The organism is Bifidobacterium sp. ESL0790, from assembly GCF_029395435.1.
Lineage (GTDB): Bacteria > Actinomycetota > Actinomycetes > Actinomycetales > Bifidobacteriaceae > Bifidobacterium.
This window is the reverse complement of sequence record NZ_CP113915.1, coordinates 502,324-521,629: the sequence shown is the minus strand read 5'-3', so window position 1 is coordinate 521,629 and position 19,306 is coordinate 502,324. Positions and strand designations below refer to the sequence as shown.

Here is a 19,306-nt window from a genome sequence, read left to right as displayed (position 1 = left end):
GGTGACCGACCCGCTCGGTGAATCTCTCCGGCTTCCCGCCGGAATGACGCGACCTGTCGTCGCCTCACGCTTCCAGAATGCCGGCATCGACCATGCCCTGGTGGGCACGCTGGTATTCCGCGTCCCCCGGCCCGACGTTCGGCAGGCGCATGGTGGTCTCGTCGAGCCACCCACGCTCGTGCAACGCGGCCTTGGCCAGCACGCCTTGGAACCCGGTGCCGTTGACGGCGTCGACCAGCGGGGCCAGACGCAACGCGATGCGCTGGGCCTCGTGGATGTCGCCGCGATCGAAGGCGCTGGCGAGCTGGCGCATCGGCGAGCTCGCGACATGCGCGATCACCGAGATGACGCCCACCGCGCCGATCGAAAGGAACGGCAGGAAGAGCGCGTCGTCGCCGGAGTACCAGGTCAGGCCCGTCTCCAAGCGCTTGCGCACCGCGCCGGCGATGTCGCCCGTGGCGTCCTTGACGGCCTTGATATGGTCGAGCCCGGCCAAACGGCAATACGTGTCAAGCGAAAGGTGCACGCCGGTGCGGCCCGGCACGTCGTAGACGATGATGGGCTTCTCGGCGGATTCGTTGACGGCCTTGTAGTGCTGGAAAATACCCTCTTGCGAAGGACGCGAGTAATAGGGAGCGACCACCAGGACCGCGTCGGCCCCGGCCTCCTGGGTCTGCTCGACCATGCGCACGGTGTGGGCGGTGTCGTTGGAGCCCGCCCCGGAGATGACCGGCACGCTGACGGCCTGCTTGACCACACGCACCAGCTTGACCTTCTCGTCCATGTGGGTGACCGGCGACTCACCGGTGGTGCCGTTGACCAAGAGGCCATCCGCGCCGTCGGCGACAAGATGCTTGGCCAGGCTCACGGCGGTCTCGTAATCAATGGAACCATCATGATGCATCGGCGTCACCATGGCGGGCAGAACCCTCCCGAATGGCGCTGGGTCAAGAAGATGCATGGAAGACTCACTCATAGTTGCTACGCTACTTCGCGGGCGGGACGCTAAACAGCATTCCTCGACAATTCCTCGCCTAGCGTTCACGAGGCGGCCGCCACCCGCTTCGCCCCGGCTTTCGCGGGCTTGCGCAGACCCACGCCCCACCACAGGTAGCGCCTGAGCAACGGGACGAGAACGGCGATCAGCAGCATCGCGGCCAGCGAAAGCGCGACGCCGAGCATATCCTGCCAGAATATCGGCAGCGCGGTCACCGGCGTCTTGACGAGAGCGGCGAACACCTGCTCGCAGATGTTCACCATGGGATTGTTGAGGCCGTAATAGATCAGCGTGGCCCCGCCCACGAACCTCAGCGGACGCCATGCGGGGATAATCCGGGCGAACCCGAGGAGCATAGAGATGCCGAAGAGCGAGGCCGGGATGGTCACCAGATCGGTGAACCACCAAGGTTTTCCGGGGGTGAGCGCGAAATAGGCCCAGGCCAGCGCCGCGAACACCGCCCCGCATCCCGCGAACAGGCCCGCGCCCCACGCACGGCTGAGACGGCGCAACTGGGAACGGAAGGCGTAGCCCAGGGCCAGGTAGGCCGTCGAGCTGAGCACGCGGTTGAGAAAGAAGGGCAGCGGCACCACGATGACATGCCTCACCGCCGCGTCGGCGACCAGCAGGGCCAACGAGATGGGCACAAGGAAACGGCCGTGGCAGGCCTTGAGGATGCACCATAGGAGCAATGACGCGGTGAACAACGACCAAAGGAACCACAGGCCATCGGTGGTGTTGAACAGCACGGGAACCTGCGCCTTGAGCAACGCTTTGAACGACGAGGATGCCTCGGCGCCGGTGCCATGCCGCAGCCATGAGAAGAGAATCTGCAAGGCCTTCTTGAGGAAGACGATCACGGCGAAGAAATAATAGGGCTCCAGCAGCTGGTAGGCGCGGTGCTTGGCCAGGGAGAGGAACGGGCGGTCGGCGGAGAAGAAGATGCCGCTGAGCAGGAAGAACGCGGGCATGTGGAAGAGGTAGATGACGCCGATGGAGACGCCGGGGCCGGGAAGCCAGTTTGTGTTGATGTGGCCGTAGACCACCAGGAACATCGTGATGGCCTTGGCGACGTCAATCCAGGCGACGCGTTGGCGCGGGGTGGGTGCGGAATATGCGGAAGCCGTGTCTTCGGGCCTCGCGCCGCTCACCTCGGCCTTGCCATCCTCGTAATCCACGTCATCTCCACAGAAGTTCAGTAATCCGCATCACTTGTTAACCGACAGCACCAGCATAATGCATCAACGGCACCACAAGCCTTCGATTCCTATCATTCACGTTGGCATCGCGCTTCCAGATAATATAGGTTCTCAAGCTACGGAACTACTTGCGGCCCCAGCGCTGCGGACCGGGCAGGCCGACGGCCCACCACAGGTAGCGCTTCAGCAACGGCACGAGCAACCCCACCAGCGCCATGGCGAACAAGGTGACAAGAAGCCCCTCGGCGAACTGGCCGAAGGCGGGCAGCGCGGCCGAGGCCACCGGAGACAGCTTGAAGACCACGAGCTTGCAGGCCTTGAGCACGATGTCGTTGAGCGAATAATAGATCAGCGTCGCACGCCCGACGAACGTGACCGGCCGCAGCGCCGGCAGCAGGCGGGAGAAGCCAAGCAGCATGCCGGTGCCGAACAACGAGGCGAGGATGGAGACGGCCGAGGCCACCATCCACCGGGCGCTGACCGCCGGAAGCATGGAGAGCCACGCGAGACCGGCGAAAACCACCGTGGAGGCCAAGGCGAGCCAGGCGGCACGGCGGCGGGTCAGTGCCAGCAGCACCTTTCGGCACGCGAAGCCGAGCGCGACGTAGGCCGTGGAGCCGAGCACCTGGTTGAGCGAGAACGGCAACGGGCGCGTGAGCACATGCCGGAGCGCGGCGTCGGCCACCAGCAGCGCCAGCGCGATTGGGATCAGGAACCGCTCGCCGCACACCCGCACGATGCACCACAAGAGCAGTGAGGCGGTGAACAGCGACCACAGGAACCACAGGCCATCGGTGGTGTTGAGGATGATCGCCACGACGTCCTGGCCCAGGGTGCCCTCGCGCCCGGGACGGCCCGCGTAGAAGGCCGGGACCACATTCTTGCCGAGCGTCTGGCCGAGCAGCAGCAGGGAGAACGCATAATACGGCACGAGCAGCTGCCAGGCGCGATGCTTGACCAGGCGCACAAAGCTGCCGCCGGGGCGGAAGAAGATGCCGCTGAGCACGAAGAACGCGGGCATGTGGAACAGGAAGATGACGCCGATCGTCGAGGCGAGCGCGGGGAACCATGTGGCGTTGAGATGGCCGAAGAACACCAGGAACATGGTGATGCCCTTGGCCGTGTCGACCCAGGCCACCCGCTGGCGAGGGCCGTGCGCGGGCGAGAGCGACGACGCTTCGGAGGTCGCGGCGGCTCCGGCCATCTGCGGCGCGGGTGAAGCGGCAACGGGTCCTTCAGTGTTGGCGGGCCGTTGGGTGTCGGAGGTCGGCAAGCGCGACTCCTAGAGGTCGAGGAAGGAATCAAGGCCGACGGTGAGGCCGGGGTGGGAGCCCGAGGCGATGTTGCGCACCGCGAGCAGCACGCCGGGCATGAAGGAGGCGCGGTCGAAGCTGTCGGCGCGAATGACCAGCTGCTCGCCGGTGTTGCCCAGCAGCACCTCCTCGTGGGCGTTCAGGCCCTGCAGGCGCACCGCGTGGACGTGCACGCCGTCGACGACCTGGCCACGCGAGGCGGCCTCGCCCTGGGTGCCGTCGGGCATCGGGGCGCTGCCGGCGTCGGCGCGGGCCTTGGCGATGGCCTGGGCGGTGTGGATGGCGGTGCCGGAGGGGGCGTCGACCTTGTCGGGATGATGCAGCTCGATGACCTCGGCGGAGGTGAAGTATTTGGCCGCCTGCGCCGCGAACTTGTCGGCGAGCACGGCGGAGATGGCGAAGTTCGGGGCGATGAAGACGGACTGGCCTGCCTTCGGGGCCTTGGCGAGCGCCGCCTTGACCTGCGCCATCTTCTCGTCGGTCCAGCCGGTGGTGCCCACCACCACGTTGACGCCTTGGGCGACGAGCTTGAGCACGTTGGCAAGCGAGGCCGTGGGCACGGTGAACTCGACGGCCACGTCTGTGTTGCCAGGGGTGACGGCGGCGATGTCGTCGTCCATGCCGATCTTCTTGGCCAGTTCCATGTCGTCGGCCGCCTCGACGGCCCCGACCACGCTCGCGCCCATGCGCCCCTGCGCGCCAATCACCGAAACACGAATCATCGCAACCTCACTCTCGATACCGTTGCCGGCACATGTTGCCGACATATCTGGTATATCCGATATCTCTAATCGGCATATACGTCCGTCTCAAGGATACGGCTGATATAGGAACAATAATGTACACACAAGCCACAGGCGACGAACAGCGGGTGACAGGCACGGCGAGCAGCGAGCACAGCTACATTTCGCGTTTACGCTTTACAATGCTCCCTGCGCTCTGGCACTCCGGCACTCCCCTGCGGACCTGCCTAGCTGGCGTGCCTGCGCGCGAGGAACCAGCCCAGCACCGCCAGCGGCACGGCGGCGAACGTGGTGGCGATCGGCAGCAACAGGCCGATATGCGGGTTCGAGACGTCGAGGACCATGCCGGCCAGCGAGGAACCGAACGAGGTGCCCACCGAACCGGCCGTGGTGACCCACGAGAGGCCTTCGGTCAGGGAGCCGGCGGGCACGATGTCTTTGACGATGAGGTTGCCCGTGGCGAACAGCGGCGAGACGAAGAGGCCCGAGATCACCGAGCAGATGCCGAGCAGGATCAGGTTGTCCATCACCACATGGCACATCACATAGCCGATGGTGAGCAGCACCAAATAGACGACCATGTGGCGCCAGTTGGAGCCCTTCGGTTTCTTGGAGCCGAAGATGAACGCGCCGACGCAGGAGCCGAGGGCGAACATCGCCAGCTGCAGGCCGAGGAACTGCTCACGGCCCATGGCCTTCATCATCGCGGTGACCGAGACGTCGAACTCGTTGAAGCTCATGTTGAAGACGACGAAGACGACCAGAAGCGGGATGACGCCGGCGTAGAGCAGCACGCTCTTGGGCTTGGCGGCGTGGGTGTGCAGCACCTTGAGGCTCACGCCGTCCTCCTGCAGCTGCGCGCCCTCGGTGCCGCCGCGGTTGGCCAGGGCCTCGCGCACGTCCTCGTCGGTGACGGGAGCCGCACCCACCATCACGTTCTCGACGATGGGAGGCTGGGTATCCTTGAGCGAGAAGAAGATGACGCCGCCCACGCCGCACGCCAGCGCCGGCACGAAAAGCTGGGAGACGGGGCTCACCGAGGTGGCGAGGAACGCGGCGAGGATCGGGCCCAGGATGAAGACCATCTCGTCGATGCCCGACTCGAGCGCGTAGGCGGTGTCGAGCAGGTCCTCGTCGCCGGGGCGGCGCAGCGCGTAGGCCCAGCGGGTGCGCACGAGGGCGCCGAAGGAGAACTGGGTGCAGCCCATCACGATGGCCAGGGCGAAGAGCACCGGAATCGGCACGCGGGCCCAGGCGGCGAAGGCGAAGACCAGCATCGCCACCACCGAGGCCACCAGCGCGGGCCAGCCCACCTTGCGCTGGCCGAAGCGGTCGAAGAGGCGGGCGTAGAGCGGGGTGACGGCGGCGACGGCGAGGATGTAGACCGCGCTCATCGTGCCGGCGATGGTCCAGTTGTTGTACATATGGTTGAGCGCGAGCACGATGCCCAGGCTCATCATTGAAATCGGCAGACGGGCCACCGCGCCCGACAGGCAGAACGACTTGACGCCGGGGATGGCGAAGAGGCGGGCGTAGGGCGAGACATGTTTCGCCTGCGACCCACCAACACGAACAGCACCCATGACTCTCCCCTCCTTTTGCCTTGGCGCGGCGCCCAATGCGGCCGCGAATCGTTTCGCAATGGTAAAGACTGCATGCAACGGTGATGGCGACGGCCGGCGGGACGATGCGGAAGGCCGCTTGGCCGTGCTCGACACGATAGTCGTCGCGCCCCACGTCACGATAACCGGATATTCACCTCACGCTTGCGTATATAACCAGTCTATTAGCCAGTCTATATGGCGAGCTTGGACCGTTACCAGCCGTGAGCATAATGCATGAATATCAATGCCATATACGGCATAGCGGCGCTGGCGGGAGAATTGGGCCGCGGTGGGCGCGACGACCGAAACCTCGGCGGAACGAGTAATGAAAAACCTCCCCAACCCTTGAAACGCAAGGGGTGTGGGGAGGCTTTGAAGCAAAGGCGACGGGCGCCTGGCAAAGCTTATTTCTTGGCTGAAAGAACCTTCGAGGGAATACCCGCATAAATATACATGTCGCTTCTGTCTTGCTTACTACGGCCATCACCAGGATGGTCCTTGGCGAGCCGCTCGGAGACACGCCTCATGCCTTGGTGGTCGTAGAAGGCCATGTCGCATCCCGAATCGGTGTGCAGGTAGAACATCGGGGCCTCGAAACGCTCGAAGGACTCCACCGCGCGCTCCCAGAGCTTGCCGCCGACGCCATGGCCGCGCGCCTGTGGGGCCACCAGGAAAAGCTCGACCTCCGCCGGGGCCTTCTCGCCGATATGGATCTGGCGCTCCATGGCCTGTTCGATGCGCCCGGTCATCTGGCTGCTGCTCAGCGCCTTGTGGCCGAGCGGCGTGGAGTTGAGGCGCTCGTCAATCTTCGCCAGCTGCTGCGGGACGCTGGAGAAGAGGCGGGGCTGGCCGGCGACGCGCGAGAGGATGACGCCCATGAACTTGCCGTTCTTGCGCGCCACCTCGCCCTGGGTTGCGGTGAGCAGGAAGTTGAGCACGAAATGGTAGGAACGCAGTTGGGAGAGTTTGCGGTCACCCTTGAGCTCGTCGAGATGACTCCACGTCTGGTCGAACGCCCGCACGATATCGTCGACGTCACTGAAGATTATTGGTGAATAGATAACGTCCATCTCAATGCCACCCGCGCTGTTCCGTCGCATCCGTCTACCTTTCGCAGCCTGCCGTCTGAAAGCCGGCGGGCCCCTCGCCTCGCCGAACTTTTGCATTACATTATACTTACGCAAATATTGTCGCGTTGTCTAATAACGCATTTGAAATACAAAGTGCCAATGTAATAAACGGCCCGGATTGTTCCACTCACGGCGGAAAGGCGGGTGGGCGTAATCGTTAGTATTCGGGCGAACACGCCGCAATCGGCGCATGACGTCAGTCGTTATCAGAACAGGTGGGAACGCCCAGGCGCAGCTCGGAGAGAATCGATTGCTCATCCTTGGGCCGCGCGTGAATCTCGCGGTCGCGCTCATCCCTCTCACTGACGTAATAGAGCGTGGCGTCGATGGATTCCAGGGGCGCGCCGGTGATCTTCGCGAGCAGCAGGCGGTACATGTCGAGCTGGGCGAGCTTCTGGTCGATCTCGTCGGGCTTTTTGGGGCGGCGGCCCGTTTTCCAATCCACGACGGTGAAGCGCTTGGAGGCGTCACTCTCGTCAAGGCCGCCATAGAAGACGGCGTCGAGCTTGCCATTGACGATGCCGCCGTCGAGCTCCGGCAACGAGACGACGATCTGCTGCTCGGCCGAATACGGGCGGCGCCCAGCCCAGCGGCCGTCGGCCAAACGGCGCTGCCAGACGAGGATCTTGCGATCTTCGGCGGTCTCGACCTCGGCTTTATGCTGCTCCCGTTCGACGAGGTCGGCGAGCAACGAGACTCGGGTCTCGGGCTGCGGGCCGGCGGCGAGCGCGTCGGCGGCATCGCCTTGGATCGACTGCACTTCGTCGGGCTGCTGCCCCGCGCCGAGGCCAGCCTGGCTTTCGTCGCCATCGAAGGCGTTGACGAACCGCTCGGCCCAGGCGTGGAAGCGCGTGCCGGCCTGCGCCGCGGGCGAGGCGACGTGCGGAATCGGGCGCACCAAGCCGCGCCAATACTGCTGCGACTCACGCTCGCTCATCCTTCCGGCGCCGGCCTGCAGCGAGGTGACGTTCTGGCGGCGGCCCTGAAGCACCTGGCGGCCACGACGGCGGACCTGCTCGTCGAGGGCCTTAGTTTCATTGCGCTCAGACTTGCCCGGACCAGCCAATTCGCCTGCGGACCACTCGATGGCACCAGATTCGTTTCTGGGCACTAGATCCTCATCGGCCAGCAGCATTCTGGTCCGCTCGGCCAGGGATTGGCGCGATGGCAGGCCCTCGGGGCTTTCACCGACGACTTCACCTTGACCATGCTTCAGGCTTTGGGAGGCCAAACGAACCTGCTGCGCCGACCAATCCAAACGGGCACCCAAATCCTGGCTCAACGAGGCGGGCCAGGCCATCGGCTCGCCCTCGTCCTGCTCGCGCACGGGCTCGGCCCATGCCTCGTCGACGATCATGCGCTTGTATTCACCCGCCCGCTCGCCGACGAATATGCCGTCGGGGCGTGGGGCCTCGAGCTCATCAAGGCTTTGGGGCTTTTCGGAGGCAAGGTCGGCGTCGGTATCCACGTCGCCATCGGTTTGCGTATTGGCGGTATCGATATTGGAGTCAACGGCTCTCTCAGCATCGCCAGCCGCACCGGCCAGCACCTTGTCGTCATGGTTGGCGAGCGCGTCACACACCTCGCTCCAGAAATTCGACGGCGCCTTCTGCCCCTTGGCCTCGGGGTCGGGAATCCTGCTCACGGAAGCGTTGCGGCAGTAAGTGAGCAGCACGTCCTCGCGGGCGCGTGTCAAGGCCACGTAGGCCAGGCGGCGCTCGTCAGCGTGCAGCCTGCGCCCATATTCCTCGCTTTGCGAAAGATAATCGGGCTCGTCGCCGAATTCGCCACCATTCTCCGCCATAGCGACGGCGTCGGCGAACGGACGCATGATATCGCCATCGGCCTCGTCAACCAGTGATTCGGCGGTGTCAAAGGCGTCAAAGGCGTCAAACTGATTCAAGGGATCACCATCAACCTGCGCATCGTGCGGGAACCGGGGCAATATGGCGGCGTCGGCGCGCACGGGAACGGGCACGCTCGAGGGGTCGTCGAGCCAGGTCCTCGCCGTCTCCTTATATTGCGGCGCATGCCACGAGCCGTTGGCGAACCCGCCGATATGGTCCTCGTCGGCCGTCACCTTGAGCCCCTCGCCCTGGTTGGAGGGGAAGCTGCCGCTCTGCATGTCGACGATGGCCACCGCGTCCCATTCCAGACCCTTGGCCTGGTGGATGGTCATGAGCACCACATCCGCCGGCTCGTTGGGCACCGAGGCGCCGCTGTCGTCGATGGAATCGAGGGAATCCACCCAGCTGACGAAGCCGCGCAGGGTGGGCGCGGAGCCTTCGGCGATCTCGTGGATATAGGTGTCGCACAGGTCGACCAGCGAGTCCATCGGCGAGCGCGCCAGCGAGGGCGAGAGCGGCTGGCCGTCACCGCTCATGGCCTGGGCCACCACGGTGTCGACGTCCAGGCCGAGCGCCCGCACGGCCGTCTGCACGATCTCGGAAAGCGGGCGGTTCATGGTCGCGCCAACCTGGCGGAGCACGGCTCCGGCCGCACGGATCGCCTTGAGCCCGGGCTCGGTGAACCCACGCGCGACCCCGGGCCTGGCAAGCATGCCATCCAGGTCCTCGTCGCAGAGCAGATCGGCCAGGAAGACCATGTTGGGCACCTTGTCGCGATGCTCGCGCACCAGCGCGGCTCGGTCCTCGGGCTTGGCGTCGGCGGGCACCACCCCGGCCTCGGCTAGGGCGCGGAACCGGTAATCGTCGTTGCGCCGCTGCACGAGTCTCGCCAGGGCGTTGAGATCAGGGCTTTTGAGCGCGAAACGCGGCGTGGCCAAAAGCCTCATCAGCGCGTTGGAATCGGTGTGGTCGGCGGCCACGTGCAGCAGGGCGAGCACGTCGCGCACCTCGGGGCGCTCGAGCAGGGCCGAATAGCCGACGGCCAGGGTGGAGAGCCCGGCCTTCTCGAGCCCTTCGACGTACTCGTTCATCCTGGTCTTGCCACGGAAAAGGACGGCCACATGCGGCCGCACATCCTTCACGTCCGGATCCTTGGGGGTGTGGCGGGCGATGGCGGCCTTGGCGAAACGGGCCACGGCGTCCACCTCCTGGCCGAAGGTGTCGAGGCCAAGGACGCCGAGCGTGCCGTCTTTCGCGTCGGGCAAGGTCTCGAGCGGGGGCACCTGAACCTCGCGCATCAGCGAGCTGGACGCACGCTCCTCGCGGCGGCGCAGCGGCTCGGTGAGGTCGTTGGCGGCCTCGAGCACGACGCGGGCGTTGCGGCGGGTGACGCTCAGCGCGTAGGGCCGCGCGGTCTCCCCCATGCCGAAGTCGCGTTCGAACATGCGGAAGGCGCCCGGGCTCGCCCCACGCCAGGCATAGATGGACTGGAAGGGGTCGCCCACGGCGTTGACGGCCGAGCGGCGGGGGCCCTGCGGTTGGGCGGCGACGCTGGCATTGGCAGCGCCGTCACCAGATTCGCCGGGATGGAAGAGCGCGGTGAGCAGCGCGGCCTGCGTGGTGGACGTGTCCTGGTATTCGTCGAGCAGAACATGCGTATAGCGACGACGGAACCGCTCGCCGATGGAGGGGAACCGCGTCACCAAAGCGTAGGCGGCGACGGTGAAATCGTTGAATTCGGCCATGTTGAGCTCACGCTTGCGCTGGTCGTAGTAGTCGACCAAAGTCAACAGGATGTCACGTTGTCGGGCCACGTCGCGCAAGGCGGCGCAATGGTAGATGGCAAGGTCGCGATAGGCGGATTTGGCCTCGGCCATACGATCCCGGTATTGCTCGTCCGTCTCGCGCTTCTTGCGCCTCATGCCCTTGGCGGTAGGTACCTTGGGCTTGTCGTCGGGAACCGCAGCGTCGCCGATGATCGCATCGACGCGATCGATGAACGCCTGGTCCCATTGACGCACGCGCTCCACGCCCTGCGCGACACTCACGCATCCCTCGCCCATCATCGACCCGCCGATGGCGCTGGAGAGCGCGAGCACCTGGTCGACCACCGTGGAGAACCCGCCGAACCCCTGGCCTCGCAGCAGGTCCATATGCTCGTCGATGACGCTGATGGCCAACTGGCGCGCGCCCGCCTGGCTCAACGGCTGGGTGTTCTGGTCGAAGCCGACCAAGAGGCCGTATTGGCGCACGATGGACTGGAAGAAGGCGTCGTAGGTGGAGACCTCGGGCTTGAGGAACGGGTTGGCGCCGGCGCGGCCGGGGCGTTCGGCGACGGCTGTGGAGACGCGGGAGAGCAGCTCGGAGGCGGCCTTGCGGGTGAAGGTGAGGCCCAGGATCTTCTCGGGGGGCACACCACGGCCGATGAGCGTGATGATGCGACGGGTCATCGTGTAGGTCTTGCCCGACCCCGCGCCGGCGACCACCAGCACATCGTCGTCGTTGGCGGCGTTGACGACGGCCGCCTGCTCGGGGCTGTCGGTGGGCTGGGGCCGCGGCTTGGAGTCGGCTTGACGAGCGGGGTTCATATCGCGGTTCTGCGAGGCCATCATTGCCCCTTCCTTACTTCGTAGACGGTGTCGACCTCGCCGGCGCACGCGGGGCACACCTGCCTCATGCGGCAATAGGCGAGGTGGTCGGCCTGCGGACGCGCGACGATCGATTCGGAGCGCGAGGCCGCCGCCGTGTAGAAGATGCGCGAGATCATGGTCAGCGCCCACACCGCCTGGGTGCCGCGCAGGCCCACAAACTGGCTCCATGCGCGCTCCCCCACGCCTTGCGGCGCTTGGGTTGGCAGGTCGGGGATATCGAGCAGCCTGGAGGGGTTGGGGTAATAGCTGCGGGGCGTGAACGCAGTGTCGTTGAGATGGCCGCCTTGGAAAAGCGGCGGCTGGAAGGTGCTCTCGTCGCCGCTGCTTTGCGCGGGAGCCGTCGCCTCGTCCACGTCGAACAGGGCGCTTTGGGCGATGTCGGGCATGGTCTCCAACGCCTGGACGCCACGCAATCCGGCGCGTTCCTGGGTGCCGCGCACGCTTTCGGGTTGGTCTTCGGCATTATCACCATGTTGGCGTTCGACCTCGGGGAAGGCGACGCCGAGCTGGTAACAGACCAATTGCAGGTCGTTGAAGACCTGCCTGGGCCCGTGCTTGTGGCCGGTCTTCCAATCGATGAGCCGCAGGTGCTCCTCGCCGTCGGCGGTCTCGCGCCATTCCGCGCGGTCGATGCGGCCGGTCAGGCGGATGCGCATGTCGTCGCGCATGCCCTCGGGCCAGCCGCCGTTGAGCACGCCCATGATGGCGGCGAGCTCGTCGCGGCCGATGGCGTCCACGCCGTCGATGGCGTTGTAGGCCTCGAGGATGTCGTCAAGGCCAAAGCTGGAGACGAAGGCGCTTTCGCATTGCGCTTGCCGGAGCTTGCCCACGCTGAAGTTCTTGGTGTTTTTGCCCGGGTAGTCCTCATCGTTGGAACGCACGAAATACGTGGCGATGTTATGGAGCGTCTGGCTGGTGGCATCGTCCTTTTTCTCGGCCTGGTAGCGCTGGGCGGGGTCGATGTTGTCGGCCGGGTCGCCCGCCAGTTCGTGGTAGATGTCCATCATACGCGAGCGGATGGCCTCGATTCGCTGCTCCTCCTCGGCACCCTGCATGAAGTCGAGCGCGTCCAGGCCCTCCTCGCTGGCGCGGCAGGCCACCTCGTGGATGACGGAGCCGAAACTGGTCGCGGCGCTGGAGGGGCGCGGGCCGGCGAACTCGCTTTCGAGCATCCAGCAGACCGGGCAGGCCCAGATGCGGTCGACCTGCGAGGGCGAGAGCGTGACCGTCGGGGCCTCCGGTGTCGGCTTCTCGGCTTGGGAAGCGATGTGGGAGCTGCTCTGCGAACTTGTGTGGGAACGGCTGCGGGGCACGGCGGCCATATAGGGCCATTGGTCGGGATCGGCGGCGACCAGGCCGGAATCGTCGAGCAACGCCAACGAGGTGGCGGCGTCGCGCACGCTCGCCTGGTCGACATGGGGCGAAACGGAGGAATCGTGGGCTTCCACCGACATGCCATCTGCCACCTGCGAGCCGCGCATGAGCTCCACGCGGGCGGCGGTGACGATGCCGCGGGGGTCGGCGTCGAGGCCGGAGAAACGGTTCGCGTCGGCGAGCACCGTGTACCGCCGCGTCTCGAGGTTGGCGTCGCGGTCGCGGTCAAAAAGCTCGGGCATATAGATATAGAGAAAATCGGACGGCACGGCGTCGTCGCTCAGCACGGCGCTGACGGTGACCTGCGAGCCGGCGCGGGTCAAGGCCACCAGGAAGCTCTTCTGCTCGGCGCCCAACACGCGGGCGAGCTCCGGGTCGCGGCCGGTGACCGTGCGCTCCCAGTCGTCGTCGAGGCCGCCGGAGAGGGTCATATCGGCCAAGTCCTCACCGCCGAAGAGCGTGTTGCGGGGCGCGAGGTTGGGCCAGACGCCCTGCTGCATGCGCACGATGGCGACCATGGGCCAGTGCCGTCCCGCAGCGCCCGCGGGGGTAGTGAGCGTGACGGCCTGGTCAATAGGAGCGACCTTGGCCAGCGAATCGGCCTCGATGCGCATCGCGCGCACGCTGGCGATAAAGTCCGTGACGCTTTGCTTGGCGCCCGAGCCCTCGGCATAGGCGAAGAGCCGCATCATCACGTCGAGCCGGTCGTTGGCGGCCCGGCCCTCGGCGGTGTTGGCGAGCGCCTTGACCTGCCAGTCGCGCGCCACATCGCAGGCGTCCCAGGCCAGTCCGAGCACGTATTGCGGCTCGTCGACGGGCAGGGAGCCGAGCTTGGCCGCCACCTTGCCGACCAAGTCCCAGACGTGGGCGAAGGCCTTGACCGATGGGTTGCCGCCGCCCACCTTGCCAATCATCGCCAGAATCCGCGCGGCCGGGTTGGTGGAGCTTTCGGCGTCATTGGTAGCAGTAGCTGCGACAGCATCGATATCAGTACTAGTATCACCGTCAGCGTGCTTGATATCAGACTTCGCCTTTTCATTGCCATCCGGCGCGGAATCGCCAAAGGCGAGCATCACATACATCGCCTCAACGCCGAATCGCATGTCACGCCCATCCCCCGAAGCCGGGTCGATGAGGCTGTCGTCCACCACCACATCCGAGGCGACTTCGGCCTTGCCGATGAACCTATCGCGCAAATCCTGCCATTGCTCGCGCAATTTGGGAAGCGAGGCGGTGACGTCGATTTCGGTAGTCTCGGAATCATCAAATGAATCGGAGCCATTGGCGTCATCAGGCCGCCCGCCTTGTGTCTCGTCCATGACGCGCGAAAGCGAGGCGATGGCCTTCATGATCGAATCGATCGGATCGAGCCTGGCCGGAGTCTCGCCGCCGCGCCGCGACCGGGCCGTGACCAACGGGCTCTCCATCAGCTCGCGCACACGGGCACGCACGAAACGCGACAGCTCCGCAAGGCCCATGCGCTGACCATCAAGTCCCTGCCAACGCAACCGTGCGAGCTCCACCAGCGCGAAAAGCCCCTGCACGCTCGGATCGTCCTTCAGCGGCTTGGTGACGGCCGAATAGCGCACCGGCACACCGTCAGCGCGCAGCCGCTCACCGAAGGCGCGCACCACGTCGTTGTCGTGGGCGATGACGGCCATGCTGTTCCACGGTGTCCCCTGCGTCAAGTGCGAGCGCTTGAGCCGCCAGACCATGTCGTCCAGCTCCTCGCGCTCGGTGCGGTAGAGGGCCGCGTGCACGCTGCCATCACTCGTAGCAACGTCGTCGAGCCGCGTGATGGGCAGTGCGCCGTCGAACACGGGGAGCTTGCCGGCACGTTGGGCCAGCGACACATCGGTGTCACGCTCGCTGGCGATCGACAGGGAGACGCGCGAGGCGACCAAATCGAGATACGACGGATGGGAGCCGTCGGCTTGCGGTGACTTGTCACCCTCTCCATCGTCCTTATTATCGCGATGATCACGAATCGCCCTGGCCTCAAGCGTGGTCGCGACGGCGTTGATGGGCGTCTGTTGCGCCCTGGAGAAGAGGTATTCCGGGTAGGAGCCACGGAAGGTCTGCACGGCCTCGTCGGGATTGCCGACCAAGACCAGCCCCACCCCGCGCACGGCCAGCGCCTCCAGGAAGGCGAGCCCCGCGAGCGTGAGATCCTGGAAATCATCGACCACCAAGAGCTGCGGCAGCGCCTCAGCGTCCACGTTCCCCACGGCTTGCGCGCCTTCGACCAGAAGCCTGGAGGAGTCAAGGCGGAACTCGTCGGGATAACTGCGCGCGACCATGGCCGCGTACTCACTGCGCAGCGCGAAGGCCAGCCTCCACTGGATGCCCAGACGCTCGGTGCGGGCGGTGTGGTGCTCGACCTCGCCGAGGGCTGCCAAGGCCTCCGATTCACGGCTGGGGTCGAGGCCCAGCTCGTCCATGCGCGCGAGCATGTCGCGCAGCTGCATCACGAACGTGTCGTCGACGCCACGGGCGAAGAGCACATCGCTGCCGCCGGCACCCTGCGAGGTCGTTTTGGGCGCGTCGGCCTCGGCCTGCCCGATGCTTTCGACCCCGTGTTCGCCCTTCTCACCGTAGACGGTCTGCGCCCAGTCGGATGAGGCGAAATAGCGGCGCAGCAGCTCGCAGGTCTCACACAGCTCGCCGGCCTGCGCATGCCCGACATGCACGCCCACCACGGCCCGCAGCAACGCATCCTGCTCGGCGCCGTTCAAAAGTTTCGGAAGAGGTTGGTCCTGGGCCTGCCGGTCCGCGCCGACCACGCGGAAGGCGATGGCCGAAAGCGTGGTGACCGGACGCGCGCTCGAGCTCGCCCCACGCGCCTGAATCACACGGTCGGAGAGCTTGTCGGCCGCCTGACGCCCAGAGACCACCATCGAGACCTTGGCATCACCGAAACGCTCGATGCCCCTGAGCATGGCCTGCAGGGCGAACTCGGTCTTACCGCTATCGGGAGGGCCGGCCACGAGGATGGCGCGAGGCCCTTGCGTCGGGGCCCCCTCGCCCTGCGCGGCACCCGCAGAATCCACGGAATCCACCCCGGCGAACGATGACGAGCACGCCTCAAGCAGCCGCCCCACGGCGTCCATCGCCGCGCAGCCCTCGAAACCTCGTGCCTCATCCGTGTTTGTGGTCATTGTTCCAGTCTATGGTCCGCCGTGACCTTACGAAATACGTGACGGCCCATCCCCGCCACAACGCCATAATCATCAATCCCACAAGACCGCGAACAATATGGAAGGTAATAAGGCAGAAAAACAGCAGACAATATAACAGCCGACAATATATAGGTATAAAAAACACCGGACCACCCAGGGATCAGGGCGGGCCGGTGAATGTGAGAAGAAAGAAATGTATAACCTAAAGTGTGACGGGCCGGACGTGGTTTGGTCGCGTCCGGCCCAGTGGAATTCACACACCGCCGGCCGCCAGGCGAACCCGGCGGTCAACGGTGGGGCTGAAGGCAGCTATAGGCTCACGCCTGCTGCTCGGCAAGCTGCTCCTGCATGTACTTGCCCTTCGCGCCGGTCTCCGGAAGGAGGACGAGCGGGACGAAGCTCAGCAGGAAGAGGATGCTCTCGATGGTGAGGTTGAGGCCCCAGTTGTCGCCCGCGACCTTGCCGACGATCAGCGGCAGGAAGTAGGAGAGCAACAGGCCAACGGTGCCGATCACGCCACCGGCGCTGCCGGCGTACTTCGTGCCGATCTCCTTGATGGCCGGGGTCATCGCCTGGATGATCGGGCCGGAGAGGGCGGTGAAGAAGCCGTTGAGCACGAGCATGATCCACATGCCGGCGCCCATGGGCACGAACCAGTTGGCGATCATGATCACGCCGCCGATGACGGTGCTGATCAGCAGGAAGGCCTTGTTCTTGCCCACCTTGGTGACGTAAGCCGGGCCCACGATGCAGGCGAAGAAGCTGCCGACGGTGATCACGGCCGCGAGGCTGCCGGCCAGCTGGGGGCTCGCGCCCTTGCTGATCTGCAGAGCGCTCGGCAGGATGGTGGCATAGCCGGTGGTGGAGGCCAGGGTGAGGCCGTAGGCCAGGGCGATGAACCAGACGTTCTTGCTCTTCATGGCGGTGCCGAGGTAGGTCATCACGGGCTCGGGCTCAGGCAGCTCGGCGCCTTCCGGCGCGTCCTTGGCCAGCAGGAGCCAGAGCACGAAGGCGACGGCCATGGCGATGGCGCCGACCATGTAGGAGATGAACAGGCTGCCCATCAGCGTCGCGCCGGCCTGCGCCACCACGATGGCCACGCAGGAGACGGCGTAGAAGACGCCCATGGCGAAGCCGGTCTGCTCGCCGAACCAGGTGCCGAGGATCTTGGCGAGGTTGGCGTTGAGGCAGGCGATGCCGAAGCCGATCAGGAACATGGTGATCAGCTGCATGGGCATGGAGCCCAGGGTGAAGCAACGCAGGAACGCGCCGATCACGGAGACGATGGCACCGATGCTCACGATCTTTTTGACACCGTAGCGGTCGGCCAGGGTGCCGGAGGGGATCGAGAGGAACACGGCGGTGAGCATCGGCATGAGCATCATGCTGGAGAGGCCGGCCGCATCGGAGTGCAGCATCTTCATGACGTCAGGGCCCCAGGCGGAGACCTGGTACTGCAGGAAGTTCGCCACGAAGCAGATCAGGCAGACGACGAACAGCACGGCCCAGCGTTTTGCGGGAAGTTTGTTTTCTTTCATTGGTTGTCCTTTTTTGGTTTCTTGGACTGCTTAGAGGATCGACTCTTCGTACATCGGCGTGAAGGCCTTGATGTTGTCGTCGTTGATGTTCTGGCGAACTTCCCACTTCTTGTCGTTCATCACCATGTAGTTGCGGTTCGCGTCGTCGAAGGCGGGCCACTCCGGCATGCCGTAGAGCTCCGGGCGCGGCTTGCCGTACTTGGCGAAGCTGTACCAGACGTTGTTCATCTCGTCGCTCAGGTGCTCAGGCGGGTTCGGGCCGGTGAACTCAAGGCCGTCGGAGGTGTCGAGGTTGCGCATGACGAACGGGACCTCGATGGCGTGGCAGGAGCCCATGCCCTCCTTGGTGGACTTGTAGGTGAACAGGTAGGTGTAGGTCGGACGGTACTGGCTCTGCTCCAGGGCCATCAGGTCGGTGCCCACGCGGAAGCCGGTCTGGTTCATGAACTCGACGTAGTCGTTGTCGAGCTCGTCCTGGCCGTGGACCTGGGCGAAGACCTTCTCCCACTTCTCCACAGGGGTCTTCGAATCGAAGTGGAACGGGAACTGGCCGTGCCAGAAGGGCTTGAGGTCCTCGAAGTAGAACTTGAAGTAGTTCATCTCGTTCTCGCAGCAGCCGGTCATGATGTCGATGTCCTTGGCGGCGCCATCGGCCCAGGCCTTCATCGGGTCCTTCGGCAGCAGCGTGCCGTCGCAGACCGGCGAGTAGGTCAGCGAGACGACGTTGCGGTCGCGCTCGCACATGATGTCCATGCCGGCGATGAGCTCGTCGGAGCTCTTCTGCTGCAGCTCGTCGACGCTCTTGCAGCCCATGATCTCGGCGAACTCAAGCGCGAACGGCTTGGCCATCTCCGGGGTCTTGTAGAGCTGGATCGGGCCGGACTCGCAGATGGCGCGGTTGAACAGGCCCTTGGCGGCCGGGCAGATCGCGAGCAGCGCCGCGGAGGAGGAGCCCGCCGACTCACCGAAGAGGGTGATCGAATCGGGGTCGCCGCCGAACTGGGCGATGTTCTTCTTGATCCACTTCAGCGCGAGGATCTGGTCGAGCATCTCGAGGTAGCCGGCCTCCTGGTAGTCCTCGCCACCGGGCAGGGCGGAGAGGAGCATGGAGCCGAAGACGTTGATGCGGTAGTTGATGGAGACCAGCACGACGTCCTGCTTGGCGGCGAAGTTCTCGCCGAAGTAGAGCGGGTCGGCCGAGCCACCGGAGAAGTAGGCGCCACCGTGGACGTAGACCATCACCGGCTGGTTCTTCTTGGACTTGTCCTTCACCCAGACGTTGAGGTAGAGGCAGTCCTCGCTCTGCGGGTTCAGGCTCGAGGGCTCGTACTTGTCCTTGTCCTGCATGGCGGAGTAGCCCAGGCGACGGCAGGAGATCAGCTCATCGCTCGGCTCCAGCGGCTGCGGCGCCTTCCAGCGCAGCTCACCGATCGGCGGCTTGGCGTAGGGAATGCCGAGGTAGGTCTCGACGTTCTTCTCCGACATGAAACCATCGAGCACACCGGTGGTCGTTTTCACTCTCTGCAATGTCATCTCATTGCCTCCTTTATCTTCCGGCCGAAATACCAAATCGTTGAGATTCAGCGGTTTTCGGCCTTTATCTCTGAAAACGCCCTCAGGCTATACCCCCGTCCGACACCAAGGTCAAATGCTTTTGTGCGATACATGATTCATGTATAAAATAGACAATAAAGGCCGAAAAGTCCACAATTTTGCGATAATTGATTGAGA

10 protein-coding genes are annotated in these 19,306 nt (G+C 65.0%); all 10 read right to left on the bottom strand.

All coding sequences use genetic code 11. The annotated features are described in order from the left end of the window. Positions 1-64: 64 nt before the first annotated feature. Positions 65-976: a 4-hydroxy-tetrahydrodipicolinate synthase gene (dapA, locus tag OZY47_RS01820; protein WP_277178247.1), complete on the bottom strand. Its 912-nt coding sequence runs from the start codon at positions 974-976 to the stop codon at positions 65-67. A 65-nt stretch (positions 977-1,041) separates the two neighbouring features. Further along, positions 1,042-2,175: an acyltransferase family protein gene (locus OZY47_RS01815; RefSeq protein WP_277178246.1), complete on the bottom strand. Its 1,134-nt coding sequence runs from the start codon at positions 2,173-2,175 to the stop codon at positions 1,042-1,044. A gap of 145 nt (positions 2,176-2,320) precedes the next feature. Continuing rightward, positions 2,321-3,469: an acyltransferase family protein gene (locus tag OZY47_RS01810; protein WP_277178245.1), complete on the bottom strand. Its 1,149-nt coding sequence runs from the start codon at positions 3,467-3,469 to the stop codon at positions 2,321-2,323. A gap of 9 nt (positions 3,470-3,478) precedes the next feature. Then, positions 3,479-4,231 carry a 4-hydroxy-tetrahydrodipicolinate reductase gene (gene dapB, locus OZY47_RS01805; protein ID WP_277179052.1) on the bottom strand — a complete coding sequence of 251 codons (753 nt, stop codon included), beginning with the start codon at positions 4,229-4,231 and terminating at the stop codon, positions 3,479-3,481. A gap of 248 nt (positions 4,232-4,479) precedes the next feature. Continuing rightward, positions 4,480-5,835, bottom strand: a complete 1,356-nt coding sequence (locus tag OZY47_RS01800) for an MFS transporter (protein ID WP_277178244.1) — start codon at positions 5,833-5,835, stop codon at positions 4,480-4,482. A 425-nt stretch (positions 5,836-6,260) separates the two neighbouring features. Next, positions 6,261-6,956: a GNAT family N-acetyltransferase gene (locus OZY47_RS01795; protein ID WP_277178243.1), complete on the bottom strand. Its 696-nt coding sequence runs from the start codon at positions 6,954-6,956 to the stop codon at positions 6,261-6,263. Between the two features lie 226 nt (positions 6,957-7,182). After that, positions 7,183-11,421, bottom strand: coding sequence for a UvrD-helicase domain-containing protein (locus tag OZY47_RS01790; protein WP_277179050.1), 4,239 nt, complete (start codon positions 11,419-11,421; stop codon positions 7,183-7,185). 20 nt (positions 11,422-11,441) lie between these two features. Then, entirely contained in the window at positions 11,442-15,797 is a 4,356-nt protein-coding gene (locus OZY47_RS01785; RefSeq protein ID WP_348519396.1) for a PD-(D/E)XK nuclease family protein, read from the bottom strand. 557 nt (positions 15,798-16,354) lie between these two features. Then, positions 16,355-17,575, bottom strand: coding sequence for an MFS transporter (locus OZY47_RS01780; RefSeq protein WP_277178241.1), 1,221 nt, complete (start codon positions 17,573-17,575; stop codon positions 16,355-16,357). 30 nt (positions 17,576-17,605) lie between these two features. Further along, the gene (locus tag OZY47_RS01775; protein WP_277178240.1) at positions 17,606-19,108 is read right to left on the bottom strand and encodes a carboxylesterase family protein; all 1,503 of its coding nucleotides are present in this window, start codon (positions 19,106-19,108) and stop codon (positions 17,606-17,608) included. Between the last annotated feature and the right edge of the window lie 198 nt (positions 19,109-19,306).

Coding starts and splice junctions, on each gene's coding strand:
- dapA (WP_277178247.1), bottom strand. CDS start 976: ATGAGTGAGTCTTCCATGCATCTTCTTGACCCAGCGCCATTCGGGAGG.
- OZY47_RS01800 (WP_277178244.1), bottom strand. CDS start 5,835: ATGGGTGCTGTTCGTGTTGGTGGGTCGCAGGCGAAACATGTCTCGCCC.
- OZY47_RS01790 (WP_277179050.1), bottom strand. CDS start 11,421: ATGAACCCCGCTCGTCAAGCCGACTCCAAGCCGCGGCCCCAGCCCACC.
- OZY47_RS01785 (WP_348519396.1), bottom strand. CDS start 15,797: ATGCTCAGGGGCATCGAGCGTTTCGGTGATGCCAAGGTCTCGATGGTG.
- OZY47_RS01795 (WP_277178243.1), bottom strand. CDS start 6,956: ATGCGACGGAACAGCGCGGGTGGCATTGAGATGGACGTTATCTATTCA.
- OZY47_RS01780 (WP_277178241.1), bottom strand. CDS start 17,575: ATGAAAGAAAACAAACTTCCCGCAAAACGCTGGGCCGTGCTGTTCGTC.
- dapB (WP_277179052.1), bottom strand. CDS start 4,231: ATGATTCGTGTTTCGGTGATTGGCGCGCAGGGGCGCATGGGCGCGAGC.
- OZY47_RS01775 (WP_277178240.1), bottom strand. CDS start 19,108: ATGACATTGCAGAGAGTGAAAACGACCACCGGTGTGCTCGATGGTTTC.